Genomic DNA, 18,969 nt, shown 5'->3' with positions numbered 1-18,969 from the left:
CATCTCCAGCCTAACGGGAGTATGGGCTTCATCAACGCGTGGACGTACCGTCGCCTTTGTCTTTTATCGGCGGGTCGGGCCAGACTTTCGCTACCGCCTCAGTCACGCGAATCGACCCGGTCTTTGGCTGCCCGGCGTCCGAGAAGGGTTCAGATCCGCGTTCGATAGGAAGTTCGGCGCTCGCACTGACCACTTGCGGGTGGTGGCGCGCTAACTGGAACACACCCCACACCGCGACAGCACCCACAATGGCGAACGCGACGTGCACCCATACCGGCGCACCATCAGCTTCACCGAGCACAAAAATTCCGATCAGAATGGCCACAATCGGATCGACTACCGTCAGCCCGGCGATCACGAGATCGGGCGGCCCCGACGAGTACGCCGTTTGCACAAAGTAGGCGCCCAGGATCGCACCGATGATCAGCGCAGCCAAACACACGAAAGTCAGCCACTCGAAGTCACCGGTCTGGATCCGGCTGATGACGACTTTGGCCAATGTCGCGACAAACCCGTAGATCACGCCAGCAGCGACTATGTAGAAGAGAGCTCCCATGCGCGAACGCAACCAAACCCAGAGGATCGCGAAAACGAGCGTGACCGCTGCGAGCAGGAGCAGAATCGTGATGAGTTGGCGGTCTGTGACAGGGCTCTCTGTGGCGAACAAGGCCGCGAGGGTGACGAAGACGAAGATGCCACCCACGCATGCCGCAATAGCAGTGAGCGAGCGACCGGTGGGCTTGTGTCCACTGATGCGGGCGTTGAGCAACGTCGTTATGACGAGTGCAATCGCGCCCAAGGGTTGGACCACAATCAGCGGTGCATATGACAGGGCAGCAAGCTGACACACAATCGCGAGGCCGAGCATCAGCGAGCCGATCACCCAGGAAGGGCGCGTGAGCAGACGGGCCATCTGCGCGCCGTTCAATCCTTGCGCTGCCGCGGAACCACTCATCTGCTCGACTTTCGTCACGCCACGATGTTGGTACTGCGCGCCGAAAGACATGAATACAGCACCAAGCAGCGCTAACGGAATCCCGATGAGCAAATCTGGACTCGCAAAAACACCGACGAGTTGGTCGCCCACACTGTCGAACTCTTCTGCTGCCCACATCACATGACGACACTAGCCGTTGCCGTTGCTCGGTAGGCTTAAGGCGTGGCAGTTCTTCCGATTCGCATCATGGGCGACCCCGTACTTCATGCACCTGCATCACACGTCGACGCGATCACCGACGAGGTACGATCCCTCGTGGCTGACATGTTCGAGACGATGGATGCTGCGCCCGGTGTTGGCCTGGCGGGTCCACAGGTAGGTGCGGCGCTTCGCATCTACACATACAACTATGAAGACGATAACGGCGAGCCCTGGCGTGGCGTCATCATCAACCCGGAGTTGTGGATGAAGCCGCTCGAGCCCGGATACCCCGATCCTGACGAGGAGTCAGAGGGATGTTTGTCGTTTCCCGGCGAGCGTTTTGCGCTTCGTCGATCCGAATCGGTGATTGTCACCGGTATCGATCTAGAAGGCGAGCCGGTCCGCATCGAGGTGGATGGTTGGCGTGCGCGGATCATGCAACACGAGTTCGACCACCTCGATGGCATTCTCTACATCGATCGTCTCGATGACTCTGATTGGAAGACGGTGCAGAAGATTGCGCGAAAGCGAGGCTGGGCCAAACCCGGTGCGGCGTGGATTCCCGGCATCGACAATCTCGACGCTTAGAGCCGTCAACCGCCCTAATTTCGCCAGGTAATCTGCAGGATCGCTCCGCGATTCCGCACCGGAATGCTCGAGACGTCGCCATAACCGCCCGTTAACGGGAAAGACCCGGGGTGGAAGCCCGGGTCTTAGGTGAGGGCCCACGCAGATAACGCGGACTTCTCGCTCCCCCACTTGGACTCGAACCAAGAACCTACCGGTTAACAGCCGATTGCTCTGCCAATTGAGCTATGGAGGATTATGCCTGCTTGCGCGATGGCAACCCCACTATCTTAGCAAAGCTCTGAGGGTGCTCGTGACATCAGGACACCAAAAGCTTTCGTTCCGACTCTTCGCCCGGGGTCCACACCACTTCGTCTACTCCGGAGCCGAAGCCGATGGTGTGGCCAGCACGCAACACCATCACGTTTGTCTCAAGTTGACGCAGCACGTCGACGTCATTTGTCACGATGACGGCTGACATGCCGTAGTCCTCCTGTCGATGGGCGATTGCATCTATTGCAGTTTTGCGCACTTCGACGTCCATGTTTGCGAAGGGATCGTCTGCGATGAAGACCCTTGGCTGCAACACCAGGGCTCGGGCAAATGCAACCCGCTGGCGCATTCCTGCGCTGAGCTCGTACGGGTACTTGGTCGCACAGCCAAGGGGCAGCAGCAACTCGTCGAGTAGCGTCGCGACTCGCACGGCCAACGCGCGCGAGTTGACGTTGCGGTCGCGACTCGTGATTGGATCGCTGATAACTTCCGATACGGTCTGACGCGCGGGAAGGCGGGCGCCAGCGGACTGCTGCAGGTAGCCAGTGAGATAGGTGAGAACGCGATGCGAGCGTCCGGGGCGGCGCACTGAAATGCCCTCGATCTCGGCGTCGCCGCCGACGACCGAGAGCGCTTCCTCTCGTGAGCCAGAAAGCACACGGGCGAGCGAGGACTTGCCTGAGCCCGTGGGCCCCATCACCGCCATAGCGTGGCCGTGCGGCAATACGAAAGAGACGCCGTCTATTACGCGCTGGGAGCTTCCCAGCCGGCCCGCGCGCGAAACAGAGAGGTCAGTGCAGCGAATCGCTACGTCGGGGTCTTTAGGTTTACCCATTCATTCATCCTGCCTTGGCTCGGTGGCGAATACCAGCGGGGCTAGGCATCGCTATGCAGTCGCTGACGCTCGGCGTCAAGCTCGCGCAGTTGCATACGTATCGCTCGACCCTCATCAGAGGAAGGAGCGACCCGCTGAATTGCGCCGAGTAGTTCGCTCTTCTGCTGATCAATGGAGCGCAGTATGAGCCGTCGCGATAGTGCGATGGTGGAGGCGACCGCCGCGGCATCGGTGAGCGCCGGAAAGTCCGCCGCAAGCAGCTCACCGCCGACAGACCGATACGGCTCGCGAACAGTGCCAATTGCGTCGGCAGCCCACCCTGGCCTGTCGAGATCCTCGGCAGCGGCGACAGCTTTCCGTACGGCATCCAACGCGGGGTGAGCGAAAGGAATCGCCACCGCGCGGGCGAGGAGCTCTGCATCCATACGATGTCCAAACTGCAGAAAGCCCATGAGCGCATCTCGCTCGAGGGCTACCTCTGAGGTGCGCGGCAATGATGCAAGGGTGATGCGCGCCAGCGGTTCGTCGCCGTCGGGCGACGTGTTCGCTTGCGCCGCTCTGCGGGCATTGCGTTCTGCTCCCCCCTCACGACCTGCACGTGATGCGCGTTCGACTTCCCGTCGCACATCTTCAGTGTCGAGCCCCAACCGGCGCGCAAGAACTCGCACGTACTCGGGTTGCAACAGCGGATCCCGCAATTCGGCAACGACGGGTGCCGCAGAGCGCAGCGCTCCAACTCGCCCCTCGACGCTCGCGAGATCAAAGCCGGCGATGCGCTGATCGATGACGAACTCGACCATCGGTATTTTTGCTTCAATGACGCTGCGCACAGCGGCATCACCGCGTTGTAAGCGCAAATCGCACGGGTCGAGACCCTCAGGGCCCGTCGCGACATAGGTCTGAGCGTTGAAACGCTTGGCATCAGCAAACGCTCGCAAAGCCGCCTTCTGACCAGCGGCGTCAGGGTCAAAAGTGAAGACGACTTCGCCGGCCGTCGAGTCATCGCCCATCACACGGCGAAGCACGGTGATGTGATCGGAGCCGAAAGCCGTGCCGCATGTCGCAACCGCAGTGGTGATTCCCGCGAGATGGCAAGCCATGACGTCGGTGTAGCCCTCCACGACGACGACGCGGTGTTGTCGAGAGATGTCACGTTTGGCGAGGTCTAGGCCGTACAGCACTTGTGCTTTGTGGTAAATCGTCGTCTCAGGAGTGTTGAGATATTTGGGACCTTTGTCGTCGTCAAAAAGACGGCGCGCACCGAATCCAATGACTTGACCGGTCACGTCGCGAATAGGCCAGACGAGGCGTCCACGAAACCGATCGTAGACGCCTCGTTGACCTTGGGAGACTAGGCCAGCGCTGGTGAGCTCTTCGTCTGAGAAACCCTTCGCACGCATCGCCTGATGCAGAGATGACCACCCCTGTGGGGCATAGCCAACGCCGAAGTGTGCTGCAGCACCCGCATCAAAACCTCGTTCACCAAGGAACCGGCGCCCCGTGTCTGCATCAGGGCCGGAGAGCTGCGCTCTAAAGAACTCCGCTGCCGCGGCGTTCGCGGCGTACAGCCGTGAACGCCCAGACTGTTCCGGGGCTGCTCCCCCGTCTTCGTAGTGCAGAGTGAGCCCGATGCGTCCCGCGAGTCGCTCCACCGCTTCCGTGAAAGATAGGTGATCCATCTTGCGCAGAAACGAGTACACGTCGCCTGATTCACCACAGCCGAAACAGTGGTAAAACCCTGCTTGCGGGCGAACGTTGAAGCTCGGGCTCCGCTCGTCATGAAATGGGCACAGCCCCTTCATCGCGCCCACGCCCGCGGATTTCAAAGCGACGCGCTCGCCAATGACCTCGGAGATATCGGTGCGTGCTTTGACCTCGTCGACGTCGCTCTGACTGATGCGTCCTGCCATCAGGAACCCACATCGAGTCGCGCGATGGGCGACCAGATGCCGACCGCAGCGGGGTCGATCTCTCCGACGAGTGTGGTGTGCCATGCGATGGCCACCTGGTCGGTGAGACTGGCCACCTGATCAATGACTACGCGGCGCTTCGCCGCATCATCGGCAGCTGATGCGAAATCCTCGGTGTGAAGAGTGTCGAGTTCACCGGGCGACTCCCACAGGGCCGTGGCTAGTCGCTTGAGCATGCGTCGCTGTTCTTTGTAAAGTTCTTTTCGGCCTTCAATCGACACCACAAATGCGCCGATGATTCCCTTGAGAACGGCCATCTCGGCTTCAATTACCCGCGGCACGACGACGTGAGCCCGATAGCGCGTCAGCACATCGGAGGCGTACGCCTCGCGGGTTGCGGTCGTCGCGGCGCGAGCGAAGCGGCCGATGAGGTCTGAGGTGAGGTTCTTCAGCTGCGCGAGTGATGCTCGGGTGCCGTCAAACGAGTCAATCCAGACAGGCATGCTGGTCAGCCTGAACAAAGCATCGTCTAGCTCATCGCGAGCAAAGTCATACCCTACCCATGTCTGGATCGCGGTGAGCAGGGCATCATGATCAGCAGCGTCAGTCAGTTTGGCAGGATCGAGATAGCCATTGACTATCGCGTCCTCGAAGTCATGAACGGAGTAAGCAATGTCGTCGGACAGATCCATGACTTCTGCTTCGATGCACCGCACTCGACCCGGGGCGCCTGCACGCATCCAGTGGAAGACGTCTTCGTCATCGGGGTAGACGCCGAATTTGAGACGACCACCCGGATCGGGTATCGGGTTATCCAGGGTCCACGGGTACTTGCACGTTGCGTCGAGGCTTGCGCGAGTGAGGTTGAGTCCGTGGGTGCGGCCAGCATCATCGAAGACCTTCGGCTCGAGACGAACGACGATGCGCAGAGTTTGCGCGTTGCCTTCGAACCCGCCGATATCAGCTGCCCAGTCGTTGAGTGCTCTTTCACCGTTGTGGCCGAACGGTGGGTGGCCGAGATCGTGATTCAGGCACGCAGTGTCGACGACGTCGGCCGCCAAGTTCAATGAGGTTGCCAGTTCTCGCCCTACCTGCGCCACTTCAAGCGAGTGAGTGAGCCTGTTGCGTGCGAAGTCAGCGGGACTGGCGGGGCTCAGCACCTGGGTCTTCGCGGCTAAGCGGCGAAGAGCGGCTGAATGCAGTACCCTTGCGCGATCCCGGGCGAAGTCGTCGCGCTTTGAACGATGGTGCTCGCTGAAAAAACGCGCGGCGTCGTGATCGTCGTACCCGGCAGGTCGCTGCGACGCCGTACCAGCCAAGGTCGAGGGATCAACCACCACTGTGGTCCGTCTCCGCTTCAGCGAGAGTGCTCGTCGCGTCAGCGCCGAGGGTGCGCGAGTCGAGCCATCCTTCAGGCAGCGCGGGGCGTTTCGGTGTGCCGGCTCGCCCTCGCTGGCCTTCTGCTGCCGCCCCCGGATAGGGGGCGTCAAGATCCAGTTCTGCAATGAGCTCATCGACCTCTGCGAGCGTCGATACTGTCGCGAACCGTGCGCGAAGCTCCCCACCCACCGGATAGCCCTTGAAATACCACGCGACGTGCTTGCGGATGTCGCGACAACCCCGGCCTTCGTCGTCGAAGAAATCCACGAGAAGCTCAGCGTGCCGGCGGAATGCCTGAGCCACGAACTTCAGCGTGGCATCTACCGGTGGGCTGGCAGCGGCATTCGGTCCGCCGAGCGCGCGCGCGAGGTCTCCGAACAGCCACGGTCGGCCGAGACAGCCCCGGCCCACAACCACCCCGTCGCATCCCGTCTCGGCCATCATCCGTGCCGCGTCGTCCGCGGACCAGATGTCGCCGTTGCCGAGAACCGGAACGTCGAGGAGAGTCTCTTTGAGCTTCGCGATGGCCGTCCAGTCCGCCGATCCCGAGTAAAACTCCGCCGCGGTGCGAGCATGCAGCGCGACGGCCGCTACCCCGGCGCCTTCGGCGATGCGGCCGGCTTCCAGGTAGGTGAGGTGATCGGTGTCGATGCCCTTGCGCATCTTCACCGTGAGGGGAACGTCGCCGGCCGCGTCCACTGCTTGGGTGACAATTTCGCGGAAGAGCTCCAGCTTCCACGGCAGGGCAGCGCCACCACCTTTGCGGGTCACTTTGGGCACAGGGCAACCGAAGTTCAGGTCGATGTGATCGGCACGGTCCTCTTCGACGAGCACGCGTATCGCGGCCGCAACCGTCGTCGGATCCACGCCATAGAGCTGGATCGATCGCGGAGTCTCCGATTCATGGTGAGCAATCAGGCGCATTGTGGTGTCGTTGCGCTCGACGAGTGCACGTGAGGTAATCATCTCGCTGACATACAAACCAGCGCCGTACTCGCGGCAGAGACGTCTGAACGCAGTATTCGTGATCCCGGCCATCGGCGCGAGCACCACAGGCGCATCAAGAACGATCGGCCCGATGCGCAGAGAGCGCGCGGGAGCGGCAAGAGTAGTCACGTGGACCATTCTCCCAGAGGAAACTGCCCAACCGCACGTTCCCAGGGCTTAGCCTTTGGATATGACTGAGGCGACCCTGACTGACCCACGCAATATTCCGTTTCTCGGAGCCGACGGCAACGAGATGACTCTCGCTGACTTCGGCAACAAAGCCGTGCTCGTAGTAAACGTCGCATCGAAGTGTGGTCTGACTCCGCAATACGCCCAGCTCGAAGAGTTGCAGCGCACATATGGAGATAAGGGCTTCACAGTGCTCGGTTTTCCGTGCAATCAGTTCCTCGGCCAAGAACCCGGGTCCATGGAAGAAATCCTTGATTATTGTGCGGTGACGTGGGGCGTCAGTTTTCCTATTGCCGACAAGGTGAAGGTCAACGGCGGCAACGCGAGTCCTCTGTACAAGGCACTGAAAGAGTCGCGCGACGACACCGGTAAAAAGGGTCGTGTTATGTGGAACTTCGAAAAGTTCTTGGTAACGCCTTCCGGTGAGATCGTGCGCTTTCGCCCCAAAACGGTCCCGACCGACGCTGCCGTCATCTCGGCCATCGAAGCGAACCTGCCTGCGAAAGCTTAGAACCGCCGAAGCGCAGGTCGTCCGTTACACGTCGGCAGTTTCGAGTCGTTCACTCCAGACTTGGCGCACGATCTGCGCGAAGGCGTCGGACGGCTGAGCGCCTGACACGCCGTACTTTCCCTCAATCACAAAGAATGGGACCCCGGTGATGCCGTACGCCTGCGCTTGTGCCTGATCGGTCCGCACCGCCTCGAGGTACTGTTCGCTACGAAGGGCGTCACGCGCCTTGTCGGTATCGAGGCCCACCTCGCCAGCGAGCGCCACCAACTCATCTTCGCGACCTAGGTGGCGACCTTCGATGAAGTAGGCGCTCATGAGACGCTCGGCGAGTTCGATCTGGCGTCCCTCTTCTTTGGCAAAGTGAAGCAGCTCGTGGGCCTTCACTGTATTGGTGTGCTTGAGAATGTCGAAGTTGTACTCAAGCCCTGCTTCGGCTGCCACGGACGTCACCCGTTCGAGCATCTGTGACACCTGCTCGCGCGGCATCCCCTTGTGCGTAGCGAGAAACTCAAGTTCATCACCATCAAAGTCGACGGGAGTGTCGGGTGATAGCTCGAACGAGTGGTAGGTCACCTCGACTGCCGGAGCATCCTCATCAGATGCCGTCGCTGCGATTCCGCTTTCGAGGTTGCGTTTGCCGATGAAGCACCAGGGGCACGCGATATCGGACCACACATCGATTTTGAGGGAATCAGTCATGCTTGGTCGAACGCCTGAAACCAGTCTCACTATTCCCGATAGCTCAGCATTCCTGGAAAGGGATCTACTCCGAGGTGCCCGGTGAGTCGATTGCTCCGCCGAAGCGACGGTCTCGACCGAGGTAACGATCGATCGCTTCCCAGAGGTCAACGCGCGAGAAGTCGGGCCAGAGTGTGTCAAGAAAGACATACTCGGCGTACGCAGATTCCCAAAGCAAGAAGTTGGAGGTGCGTTGTTCTCCGCTTGAGCGGACGAAGAGATCTACGTCAGGCATGCCAGGTTGGTAGAGCCGCTTCTGGATCAGCTTCTCGGTCACGGCGGACGGCCGCAGGCTTCCCGAAGCGACGTCGTCAGCGATCGATCGCATGGCGTCTACGAGTTCTACACGTCCGCCGTAGTTCACGCACATGGTGAGAGTGAGCACGTCATTGTTCTCAGTGAGGCGTTCGGCATGTTGCAGTTCTTTGATGACGCTCCCCCACAGACGCGGTTTTCGACCTGACCAGCGCACCCTCACGCCCCATTCGTTGAGCTGATCACGCCGGCGGTGCAGAACGTCGCGGTTGAAACCCATCAAAAACCTCACCTCGTCGGGTGAGCGCGACCAGTTCTCGGTCGAGAATGCGTAGACCGAAAGATGTTTGACACCTGCCTGAATGGCTCCAGCCACCACATCGAGTAGCGCTGCTTCACCAGCGCGGTGCCCTTCGACGCGCGTGAGACCGCGTCGGTTTGCCCATCGCCCATTGCCGTCCATGACGACGGCAACATGTTCCGGAACAGCACCCTTTGGGTAGTGCGGGGGATAGAGCCCTGTCCAGTCGATCGGACGATATGCAACCGCGTCACGATGGGTATACGGCTTGGGTGTCATCGAATACTCTCCTGCCGACGAGACGACATTTGGCTGAGTGAGCGAATGCCGCGCTCAAGGTGCCACTGCGCGTATGCCGCGATGAGGCCGGATGCTGCGGCCGAGGCTCCGGCACTCGCGGCATCGACGTGGTCCCACTCCCCTGCCATGAGTGCTTCCAAGAGCGCGGCAGTAGAACGGTGTACCCGGGCAGCACCAGTGGGCGCGCACGTGGCGCACACCATTCCACCTGACTGCGCGAGGAAGGTGTCGTGCGGTCCGGGAGCACTGCAACGTGCGCACTCGGTCAGCCCTGGCGCCCAGCCAGAAAGCGCCATTGCGCGCAAGAGGTAAGAATCGAGGATGCTACGCGGCGCATGCTCGCCCTGGGCTAGAGCGCGCAGACCACCGACGAGCAACAGGTATTGCTGGGGTGTCGCTTCAGCTTCGTTGAGACGGTCAGCCGCTTCGACCATGGCGTGGGCCGATGTGTACCGCTCGTAATGCACCACGATTTCAGCGCCATAAGAGCCCAAAGATTCGGCCTGTTGAATGATATCGAGGCTACGGCCCTTGTAGAGCTGCACATCAGCCACCATGAACGGCTCCACGCGGGCACCGAACCGAGATGACGTGCGCCGCACTCCCTTTGCGACCGCGCGAATCTTGCCGTTGCGCTTGCTCAACATCGTGACAATGCGGTCGGCTTCGCCCAACTTGTGGGTGCGAAGTACGACGATCTCATCGCGATAGGTGGGCATCCATCGATTATCGCTCCGCGGAGCGACATCGCGGCGCTCCGCGCCGCCGGGAGGACCGAAAAGGTGTGCGTCCCTGACAATAGAACTGTGAACGAGCCGACTTTCGTGATCCCGCTGTGGGCGGATCTTCTCGCCGTAGGACTCGGCGGCATTCAAGGAGCGCTATTTGCCTCCGGGTTCCGTGGCGAGCGGCGCTTGGATCTGCTGGGTGTCGCCATCATCGGTGTTGTGATGGGTATGGGCGGCGGCTTGATCCGAGACCTGCTGTTGAACACGACCCCCGTTACGCTGCAGAGCAACTGGTATCTGCTGACAGCGACGTTGGCGGCGCTCGCAGGAATGCTGATGGCCGGGCTCTTTCACCGAATGAATGCGGTGATCGTCGGACTTGATGCGGTCGTAATCGGTCTGTTCGGTGCGTTCGGAACAAGCAAGGCACTCACGCTCGGGCTGCCGATCGTTCCGGCGGTTTTCGTCGGCGTCTGTTCGGCCGTCGGGGGGAGTATTCTCCGCGACGCGATGATGGGGCTGCCCACTGCGCTCATGCATGTCGGTTCGCTGTACGCCGTCGCAGCGCTCGGAGGATGTCTGGTAGTTGCGGGTAGCTATGCCGCCGGACTAGAACTGACCACAGCAGCGATAATCGGCATCGCGGTCACAACCGTCATCAGGCTACTCGCTGTCATCTTCGATATCTCGTTGCCCGAACAGCGCGCACTTTATCGACGCAAAGTCGCTGTGGAAACCTCGGCAATTCCGATCGCCAAGTCCTGAGGTACGTCGTGGGCGGCCTCAGTCGGTGGCCGCCCACGCGCTTGGTCATACCGCTTCGAGCACGCCTGACTGCTCGCGCGTGCGGATGGCACGGTTCACGCACGAGACAATTGCCTTGAGCGAGGCGGTAGCGATATCGCCGTCGATGCCGACGCCCCAGAGCCGCTCGCCGTCGACTTGCAGCTCGACGTAGGCGGCCGCCTGGGCATCTCCGCTGGCGCTCAACGTGTGCTCGACGTAGTCATAGAGTGTGACGTCGAAGCCGTGCGTGCGCAGAATCTCGAGGAACGCCGCCACCGGCCCGTTGCCGACACCCGAGGCTGCATGTTGCACGTCGCCGTCGCGAAGCGTGACGTCGAGCGATACTTCGCCAGCCAGATCGCTCTGGGTCCGCGTTGATACCAGCTCGAAGCGACCCCAACGACGGTCAGCGACGTCGGCGGGGAGATACTCGTCACGGAAGATCGACCAGATCTGGTCGCTCGTCACTTCGCCTCCCTCGGCATCAGTCTTGCCCTGCACCACACCCGAGAACTCGATCTGCAGCTTGCGCGGCAGATCGATAGCGTGATCTGTCTTCAGCAGGTACGCAACGCCTCCCTTGCCCGACTGGGAGTTGACGCGAATGACCGCTTCGTACGAGCGACCCAGGTCTTTCGGGTCGATAGGCAGATACGGAACAGCCCATTCGATCTCGTCAACTGATACGCCGGCTGCGGCCGCCGTAGCATCCATCGACTCGAAGCCCTTTTTGATGGCGTCCTGATGCGAGCCGCTGAACGCCGTGAAGACCAGATCGCCAGCCCACGGGCTGCGCTCGTGCACCGGCAACTGATTGCAGTACTCGGCGGTTCGCTTCACCTGATCGATATCACTGAAGTCGATCTGCGGGTCGATGCCCTGAGTCAGCAAGTTGATGCCCAGCGCAACAAGATCGACGTTGCCTGTGCGCTCACCATTGCCGAACAAGCAACCCTCGATGCGATCGGCACCAGCCATGTAGCCGAGCTCTGCAGCAGCGATTGCCGTACCCCGGTCATTGTGCGGGTGCAGCGAAAGAATCACGTTTTCCCGGTGGGCGAGATTGCGGCTCATCCACTCGATCGAGTCAGCGTACTGGTTGGGCGTGGCCATCTCGACGGTCGCTGGCAGGTTGATGATGACCTTGCGCTCAGGGCTTGGCTCGAAGATTTCGATGACCTGATTGCACACATCCACGGCGTACTCGAGTTCAGTGCCTGTGTAGCTCTCCGGCGAGTACTCGTAGAAGACCTTGGTCTCGGGGATGCGCTCCTCGAACTTGCGGCACAGTCGAGCGCCCTCGAGCGCGATATCGATGATGCCCTGCTTGTCAGAGCGGAACACGACTTCGCGCTGGAGCACACTCGTGGAGTTGTAGAGGTGCACAATCGCCTGCTTCGCGCCGACGATGGACTCGTATGTGCGCTCGATGAGGTGTTCACGCGCTTGGGTCAGCACCTGAATTGTCACGTCATCGGGTATGAGGTCTTCTTCGATGAGTTGGCGGACGAAATCGAAATCAGTCTGGCTCGCCGACGGGAAACCGACCTCAATCTCCTTGTAGCCCATGCCGACCAGAAGGTTGAACATCACGCGTTTGCGTTCAGGGCTCATCGGATCGATGAGGGCCTGGTTGCCGTCGCGGAGGTCGACCGCGCACCATCGCGGCGCAACCGTGATGTGGTTGTCAGGCCAGGTGCGATCAGGCAGGGAGACGGCGAATTGCTCGTGATACGGGCGGTACTTGTGGATGGGCATCCCTGAGGGCTGCTGAGCGTTGTCCATAATTATGCTTCTCTCTCGGCAAAAAATTGGAGGGGCCGACGACAAGCTCCGCGACGAGGATGGCCCTAAATCGAGGCCTCGTCGCGGCAGCTAAGAAGAAGCAGAAAGCCCGCACGCACGGTTACAGACTACACCGGGTTACAAGAATTGCGGCAAAACCCTGTCATAGAAACGATGGGAGCTAGAACCCCAGCCGTCCCAGTTGCTTCGGGTCACGTTGCCATTCTTTCGCGACACGGACATGCAATGACAAAAAGACTCGGGTTCCAATCAGCGGCTCAATCTGGGTGCGGGCGCGGGCGCCGACATCGCTTAGCCGTGCTCCCTTCTTGCCTATGATTATCGCCTTCTGGCTGTCGCGCTCAATAACAATGTCAGCGAAGATATCGGTCAGATCGGTGCCTTCGCGTGGTGCGATCTCTCGCACCATCACAGCGATGGAGTGCGGGAGTTCGTCACGTACGCCGTCGAGGGCGGCTTCGCGAATGATCTCGGCGACTCTGTCGTCGACGCTCTCATCGGTCACGATGTCTTCTGAGTACAGGGCTGGTCCGGCAGGCATCAACGCGAGAAGCTCATCTGACACCACGTCGAGCTGGTCGTTCGTGAGAGCGGAGATGGGGATCACGGCTGCCCAGTCTTCGCGCAGGGCGTCAACTTCCAGGAGTCGCTCCGCGATCTGGTCGCGACTGGCAGCATCGGTCTTGGTCACAATGGCCACCTTCTTGGCACGACCATAGCCGCTGAGCGACTCGGCAATGCGTCGATCCCCCGGACCGACCTTCTCAGTGGCGGGTACACAGAAGCCGATTACATCAACGTCGCCAAGCACTTGCTCAACAAGATCATTGAGCCGCTGGCCAAGTAACGTACGGGGTTTGTGAAGGCCCGGCGTGTCAACAATCACAAGTTGTCCGCCTGGCCGGTTCAAGATGCCGCGGATCGCGCGTCTCGTCGTTTGAGGCTTATCGCTCGTGATTGCTACCTTCTCACCCACCAGAGCGTTTGTGAGAGTCGATTTGCCGACGTTGGGCCGACCCACAAACGTGACGAATCCTGATCGGTTGGTATCGGTCATGACCGATCCCCCTTCTTCGACACCTTCGCGTCTTTGGATGGCTTTGCGTCTTTCGACGCCTTGGTGTCCTTCGGCTCTTTCGAAGTCTTTGCATCGCCGTTGCGAGCGGGGATGGTGCGAATCTCACCGGTCCGCGGCGAACGAGCGCTCGGCGCCTCTTCTTCGGGCAAAGTTCCTCGCTCAACGAAGACGGTGGAAATTCCACGGCCTTGGCCTCGTGACGCGCCACCCGTCATCGCGATGCCGCCAAACTCCGCGGAAGCGCCCGGTTGTGGGACGCGTCCTAGCGCCTTGCCGAGAAGCCCACCGATTGAATCAACATCTTCGTCGTCGAGTTCGAGGCCAAAGAGGTCGCCGACTGCATCTAGTCCAAGTCGCGCACTGACGCGGTACTGACCAGGTGCAAGCTCGGTGACCTCGTCGATGCGCGCGTCATACTCGTCTGCGATCTCCCCTACGAGTTCTTCAATGAGATCTTCCAAGGTCACGAGACCCGAAACGCCACCGTATTCGTCAATCACCATGCACAGATGGATCGCATCGCGCTTCATCTGTTGCAGCAGAGTTTCTGCTTTCATCGATTCGGGCACGAACATCGCGGGCCGCGAAATACGGCTGACCGGAGCATCCCGCCAACCGCTTTCGTCGCGGAAACCGAACTGCACCAAGTCCTTGAGATAGAGCACGCCCACAACATCATCGGCGTCACCGTCGACAATCGGTGCTCGGGAAATCCCGGTTTCCAGAAAGACGCGCATTGCATCGCGGGTATCGGACTGCGCGTCGATAGAAACCATGTCGGTGCGAGGGATCATCACGGCACGAACGAAAGTGTCGGTGAAGTCGAAGACCGAGTGGATGAGCTGGCGATCGTCTTGTTCGATGAGCTCGTTCTCGGCCGCTTCATCGATGATGCTGAGCAGCTGTTCTTCTGACGCGAACGACCCACCTCGGCTGGCACCGGGCGTTATGCGCGTGCCCAGCGCGACCAAGCCGTGAGCAAGCGGACCCAGAATGATGCGCACGCGGCGGATGACTCCGGCCGCCGCGCGAAGCAATCCTTTCGCATGCTGGCGACCGACATTTCGAGGGCTTGCGCCAACGACAACGTAAGACACCCCTGTCATCAGCACGGCAGCGGCGAGCATCGCCCACCAGATGTTCTCGAAAACGAGCGTGAACGCGACAGTGACGAACACGGCGGCCGTGGTTTCTGCCAGCACTCGAATGAAAATGACGGCGTTCGCGTGGGCGTCCGGGTCATTGGCGATCTTCTCTAGAGCCGAGGCATTGCGACCAGACTCCGCGAGCTCGAACAGATCCGCTCGCGAGGTGACGCCCATTGCGGCGTCGATTGCCACCATAAGAAACCCGAAGGCAAGCAGGAGAACTGCGAAGAGAAGAAGAAGTAGCGGGGTCATGCGCGTCGTCGTCGTTCGGCTGCGTTGAAGCTCACGATGAGCTCTCGCTGCAGGCCAAACATCTCGCGCTCCTCTTCGGGTTCTGCATGGTCAAACCCCAGCAAATGGAGCAATCCGTGCGTGGTCAACATGACCAGCTCGTCCATGGTGGAGTGCCGCGCGGCGACAGCCTGGCCCTCCGCAACCTGCGGGCACAACACGATATCGCCCAACAAACCAGGCGGCGTGGGCTGGTCCTCTGTACCGGGGCGCAATTCGTCCATCGGAAAGCTCAGCACGTCGGTCGGGCCCGGCTCATCCATCCACTGCACATGAAGGGCTTCCATAGCCCCTTCATCGACGAGCATGATGGCGACGTCTGCATCGTTGCTGACATTGAGCTGCACCAGATTATGCGCCACCAGTCGCAACAAAACAGCTTCATCGACCGCTATGCCGGATTCGTTGCCGATCTCAATTGTCATGAGTGTCCTCGTTTGGGAAGGTGATCTCGCGGTCCCGGTTTGCGGCCACCGCGTCGCTCCACACGTGATGCAAACTCTGAGGCTTCGTCACGCTCGCGCCTTGCAGAGAGCCGAGACTCGTCGTACTCGGTGTAGGCGTCGACGATTCGGCCTACCAGTGAATGCCGCACGACGTCGGCACTTGTAAGCCGCGAGAAGTGAATATCGTCAATGTCTTTGAGTACGCGTGTCACAAGCCGCAGGCCTGACGTGCCCTGAGGCAGGTCCACTTGCGTGATATCGCCCGTCACAACCATGCGAGTGCCGAATCCGAGACGAGTCAAGAACATCTTCATCTGTTCAGGAGTCGTGTTCTGCGCTTCGTCGAGCACAACGCATGAATCGTTCAAAGTACGGCCGCGCATGTAGGCGAGCGGCGCAACCTCGATCGTGCCTGACGCCATCAATTTAGGCACGATCTCAGGGTCGAGCATCTCGTTCAACGCGTCATACAGCGGGCGTAGATAGGGGTCGATCTTGTCATTCAGGGTGCCGGGGAGAAAGCCCAAGCGCTCCCCCGCTTCCACCGCGGGTCGCGTGAGAATGATGCGGCTGACTTCTTTTCGTTGAAGCGCCTGCACCGCCTTGGCCATCGCGAGGTAGGTCTTGCCGGTTCCTGCTGGCCCGATCCCGAAAACGATGGTGTTCTCTTCAATCGCGTCGACATATTCCTTCTGTCCAACCGTCTTCGGGCGGATGATGCGTCCGCGCGAAGACACGATTGCCTCTCCCATGACCTCAGATGGCCTTGGGCCACCGTCGGTGCGCAACATGCGTTCAGAAGAGGCGACATCGTTGGGAACGAGGTCGTGGCCAGACTGCGTCATTGCCAGCAGCTCATCGACCAGACTTCGCGCAGCCTTGACTGCCTCGCTGGAACCCGAAAGCGTGATCTCATTGCCTCGCACATGCACGTCGACTTCGGGATGTTCCTTTTCGACTACCCGCAGCAGGCGGTCCTGAGGACCTAAGAGCTGCACCATGGCGACGCCATCGGCAAATACGCGGTCGATTGTTGGTTCGTCAGGCACCGACGCTCGTTTCGGTCAGTCCACCGCAGAGCACATGCGCGTGAACGTGGAAAACAGTTTGGCCAGCCGTTTCCCCAGAATTGAATACCAGTCGAAACTCGCCGTTTGCGTGAGCGGTGGCTAGCTCTTCGGCTAGTGTCACCATTTCAGCCAGCAGGGCAGGATCACCAGCGGCAAGCTCAGCGACATCACGATACTGCTGAGTTTTGGGAATCACCAACAGATGAACCGGTGCCTGCGGGGCGATATCGCGAATCGCAAACACATTGTCGGTCTCGGCGATGATCTCCGACGGAATCTCACCCCGGTAGATGCGTGTGAAGATCGTGGGCTCGCTCATCACTTCAGTCTACCGGCGGGTGAGGCCATCGGAAGAGAAGCGCCGCTCACCAACGATCGAGCCGTGCGCTCAGCACCGCGAGGGCGGCCGGTCCAGCGGTTGATGTGCGGAGCACCGTGTCGCCCAATCGAACGAGGTCGGCACCCGCGGCAATCAATGCGGTGAGCTCCTCGGAGTCGATTCCACCCTCTGGCCCAACCACCAGCAGCAGATCACGAGGATCATTCTTCACCTCGAGCGTCGAGAGGCGCTGCGTGGCAGTGGGCTCGAGAATGACGACTCGCGAAGTCTGAGCAAGGGTCGCTAACGCGGCCGTCGTCACCACGTCGGAAACCTCTGGCACCCAAGCGCGATGGGCTTGTTTGGCGGCCTCGCGCACGATGCTCGCCCAGCGAGCGCGTCCCTTGGCCCTCTTCGCCGCATCCCATCGCGACACGCTGCGTGCTGACTGCCAAGGCACGATCGCGTCGATGCCGAGCTCAGTCGCTGCTTGTACAGCGAGTTCGTCGCGGTCGCCCTTGGCCAAGGCCTGCACGAGGATCACCCGAGGGCGTGCTTGTGCAAACTGCTCGCGTTGCGCAACCGTGATGCACACTGCCTTAGGCGCGACAGAAAGCACGGTGCCGCGAAGCCAGACACCCCGGCCGTCGCCCACGGTCACTTCCTCGCCCTCGCGAACACGCCGCACCACCGCAGCGTGATGTGCCTCCGCTCCGGTGAGTGTGACAATGTCGCCCACGCCGACCGATAGCGGAGCATCAAGCAAGAAGTGCAGCGCCACGTCAGATCACCCCCGGAAGCGGTCGCGAAGCTTGGAGAATATCCCCTGGTGAAACTCTGAGAGTCTCGGGCTTGGTGCGTGGGTGCGCTTGGCGAAATCTTCGATGAGGGCGCGCTCTTTCGAGCCGATGCGGGTCGGCGTCACCACGTGAACGCCGACGCGAAGGTCCCCGCGGGTCGACCCTCGCAAAGGCGTGATTCCACGGCCCTTAATCGTGAGTACGTCTCCGGACTGCACACCCGCTCGAATCTCAAGGTCTACTGAGCCGTCCAACGATTCGATGGTGGTGTTGGTGCCCAAGATAGCGTCGCTCATGGACACCTCAAGAGTCGCCAGCAGATCATCGCCTTCGCGTGAGAACACATCGTCGTTGTTCACGGTTATCTCAAGGTAGAGATCACCGTTGGGTCCACCGGCCGGACCAACCTCGCCCGAACCTGGCAACTGCAGTCGCAGACCGTTCTCGACGCCGGCGGGAATGTCGAGTGACACGGTGCGGCGAGAGCGCACTCGACCCTGGCCCTGACACGTCGCGCAAGGGTAAGGGATAGTGGTGCCGTAGCCAGAGCACACGTTGCACGGCTGGTTGGTAACCACGTTTCCAAGCAGGCTACGCACCTGACGCTGCACGTGGCCAGCGCCGTGGCAGATGTCGCATGTCACCAGTGACGTACCGGGTTGGCAACACGAACCCTCGCATGTGTCACACAGCACCGCGGTATCGACTTCAATGTCTCGGTGGACCCCGAAGACCACATCCGCAAGGTCGAGAGTAGCCCGTACCAGGGCGTCTTGACCACGCTCGCGCCTCGAACGCGGTCGACCGCTCCGCGATCCGCCGGCGCCGCCGAAGAAAGTCTCGAAGATGTCGTTGAAGCCGCCGAATCCTCCCGCGCCGCCGAACCCAGCATTGTCGCCGCCCATATCGTAGCGGGCGCGCTGCTCATCGTTGCTCAGCACGTCGTATGCGTGCGTGACAAGCTTGAAGCGCTCTGACGCGTCTTCCCCGGGGTTGACATCGGGGTGCAGTTCGCGGGCAAGTCGGCGATATGCCTTCTTGATCTCATCGAGGGATGCTTCTCGGGAAACCCCGAGGACTTCGTAGTGGTCAGCCACTTTCGCCTTCCTGCCG

General features: G+C 60.7%; 19 protein-coding genes and 1 tRNA gene. 3 read left to right on the top strand and 17 right to left on the bottom strand.

All coding sequences use genetic code 11. From position 1 onward, the window contains the following. Nucleotides 1-31: 31 nt before the first annotated feature. Nucleotides 32-1,114 (bottom strand): DMT family transporter, encoded by a 1,083-nt coding sequence (locus AB0O81_RS02415; RefSeq protein WP_363580903.1) that lies wholly within the window; start codon nt 1,112-1,114, stop codon nt 32-34. Nucleotides 1,115-1,159: 45 nt separating this feature from the next. Between AB0O81_RS02415 and def the strand changes: the two genes are divergently transcribed. After that, nucleotides 1,160-1,726 carry a peptide deformylase gene (def, locus tag AB0O81_RS02410; RefSeq protein ID WP_363580820.1) on the top strand — a complete coding sequence of 189 codons (567 nt, stop codon included), beginning with the start codon at nt 1,160-1,162 and terminating at the stop codon, nt 1,724-1,726. A 162-nt stretch (nt 1,727-1,888) separates the two neighbouring features. On the opposite strand, the gene AB0O81_RS02405 is transcribed toward def, so the two are convergent. The 5 genes from AB0O81_RS02405 to dusB all read right to left on the bottom strand — a co-directional run bounded on the left by AB0O81_RS02405 (nt 1,889) and on the right by dusB (nt 7,228). Then, nucleotides 1,889-1,961 (bottom strand) — tRNA-Asn (locus AB0O81_RS02405). Nucleotides 1,962-2,024: 63 nt separating this feature from the next. After that, nucleotides 2,025-2,813, bottom strand: a complete 789-nt coding sequence (locus AB0O81_RS02400; protein WP_363580818.1) for an ATP-binding cassette domain-containing protein — start codon at nt 2,811-2,813, stop codon at nt 2,025-2,027. A gap of 41 nt (nt 2,814-2,854) precedes the next feature. Next, nucleotides 2,855-4,723 carry a DNA primase gene (gene dnaG / locus AB0O81_RS02395; protein WP_363580816.1) on the bottom strand — a complete coding sequence of 623 codons (1,869 nt, stop codon included), beginning with the start codon at nt 4,721-4,723 and terminating at the stop codon, nt 2,855-2,857. Then, nucleotides 4,723-6,060, bottom strand: coding sequence for a deoxyguanosinetriphosphate triphosphohydrolase (locus AB0O81_RS02390; RefSeq protein WP_363580901.1), 1,338 nt, complete (start codon nt 6,058-6,060; stop codon nt 4,723-4,725). The genes dnaG and AB0O81_RS02390 overlap by 1 nt, the downstream gene beginning before the upstream one ends. Next, entirely contained in the window at nt 6,053-7,228 is a 1,176-nt protein-coding gene (gene dusB, locus AB0O81_RS02385) for a tRNA dihydrouridine synthase DusB (protein WP_363580814.1), read from the bottom strand. Before dusB ends, AB0O81_RS02390 begins: the two co-directional genes overlap by 8 nt. Nucleotides 7,229-7,280: 52 nt before the next feature. On the opposite strand from dusB, the gene AB0O81_RS02380 reads away from it, so the two are divergent. Continuing rightward, on the top strand, nt 7,281-7,790 hold the full coding sequence (locus AB0O81_RS02380; RefSeq protein ID WP_363580812.1) for a glutathione peroxidase: 510 nt from the start codon (nt 7,281-7,283) through the stop codon (nt 7,788-7,790). A gap of 24 nt (nt 7,791-7,814) precedes the next feature. Here the strand turns inward: AB0O81_RS02380 and AB0O81_RS02375 are convergent, their stop codons facing one another. From AB0O81_RS02375 to recO, 3 genes are all read right to left on the bottom strand, one after another. After that, the gene (locus AB0O81_RS02375) at nt 7,815-8,489 is read right to left on the bottom strand and encodes a DsbA family oxidoreductase (protein ID WP_363580811.1); all 675 of its coding nucleotides are present in this window, start codon (nt 8,487-8,489) and stop codon (nt 7,815-7,817) included. A 64-nt stretch (nt 8,490-8,553) separates the two neighbouring features. Further along, on the bottom strand, nt 8,554-9,363 hold the full coding sequence (locus AB0O81_RS02370; protein WP_363580809.1) for an isoprenyl transferase: 810 nt from the start codon (nt 9,361-9,363) through the stop codon (nt 8,554-8,556). Beyond that, complete coding sequence (recO, locus tag AB0O81_RS02365) at nt 9,360-10,103, bottom strand: DNA repair protein RecO (protein ID WP_363580807.1); 744 nt, start codon at nt 10,101-10,103, stop codon at nt 9,360-9,362. Before recO ends, AB0O81_RS02370 begins: the two co-directional genes overlap by 4 nt. An 87-nt stretch (nt 10,104-10,190) precedes the next feature. Here recO and AB0O81_RS02360 point away from each other — a divergent pair, with 87 nt between their 5' ends. Beyond that, a complete protein-coding gene (locus tag AB0O81_RS02360; RefSeq protein WP_363580805.1) occupies nt 10,191-10,877 on the top strand; it encodes a TRIC cation channel family protein in 687 nt (228 codons plus the stop codon). A gap of 45 nt (nt 10,878-10,922) precedes the next feature. Here AB0O81_RS02360 and leuA read toward each other — a convergent pair whose 3' ends face one another. The 8 genes from leuA to dnaJ all read right to left on the bottom strand — a co-directional run bounded on the left by leuA (nt 10,923) and on the right by dnaJ (nt 18,953). Continuing rightward, a complete protein-coding gene (gene leuA / locus AB0O81_RS02355; protein ID WP_363580803.1) occupies nt 10,923-12,683 on the bottom strand; it encodes a 2-isopropylmalate synthase in 1,761 nt (586 codons plus the stop codon). A gap of 181 nt (nt 12,684-12,864) precedes the next feature. Continuing rightward, nucleotides 12,865-13,761 (bottom strand): GTPase Era, encoded by an 897-nt coding sequence (era, locus tag AB0O81_RS02350; protein WP_363580801.1) that lies wholly within the window; start codon nt 13,759-13,761, stop codon nt 12,865-12,867. Beyond that, nucleotides 13,758-15,182 carry a hemolysin family protein gene (locus tag AB0O81_RS02345; protein ID WP_363580799.1) on the bottom strand — a complete coding sequence of 475 codons (1,425 nt, stop codon included), beginning with the start codon at nt 15,180-15,182 and terminating at the stop codon, nt 13,758-13,760. The genes era and AB0O81_RS02345 overlap by 4 nt, the downstream gene beginning before the upstream one ends. After that, a complete protein-coding gene (ybeY, locus tag AB0O81_RS02340; RefSeq protein ID WP_363580797.1) occupies nt 15,179-15,646 on the bottom strand; it encodes an rRNA maturation RNase YbeY in 468 nt (155 codons plus the stop codon). Before ybeY ends, AB0O81_RS02345 begins: the two co-directional genes overlap by 4 nt. Then, nucleotides 15,643-16,668, bottom strand: coding sequence for a PhoH family protein (locus AB0O81_RS02335; protein ID WP_363580899.1), 1,026 nt, complete (start codon nt 16,666-16,668; stop codon nt 15,643-15,645). The genes ybeY and AB0O81_RS02335 overlap by 4 nt, the downstream gene beginning before the upstream one ends. Before the next feature lie 40 nt (nt 16,669-16,708). Then, nucleotides 16,709-17,056, bottom strand: a complete 348-nt coding sequence (locus AB0O81_RS02330; RefSeq protein WP_363580795.1) for an HIT domain-containing protein — start codon at nt 17,054-17,056, stop codon at nt 16,709-16,711. Between the two features lie 46 nt (nt 17,057-17,102). Continuing rightward, a complete protein-coding gene (locus tag AB0O81_RS02325) occupies nt 17,103-17,837 on the bottom strand; it encodes a 16S rRNA (uracil(1498)-N(3))-methyltransferase (RefSeq protein WP_363580793.1) in 735 nt (244 codons plus the stop codon). Between the two features lie 6 nt (nt 17,838-17,843). Further along, complete coding sequence (gene dnaJ / locus AB0O81_RS02320; protein WP_363580791.1) at nt 17,844-18,953, bottom strand: molecular chaperone DnaJ; 1,110 nt, start codon at nt 18,951-18,953, stop codon at nt 17,844-17,846. Nucleotides 18,954-18,969: the final 16 nt, after the last annotated feature.

The sequence above is a fragment of the Microbacterium sp. NPDC076911 genome (assembly GCF_040687125.1).
Taxonomy (GTDB): domain Bacteria; phylum Actinomycetota; class Actinomycetes; order Actinomycetales; family Microbacteriaceae; genus Microbacterium.
This window is presented reverse-complemented; position numbering and strand designations above follow the sequence as displayed.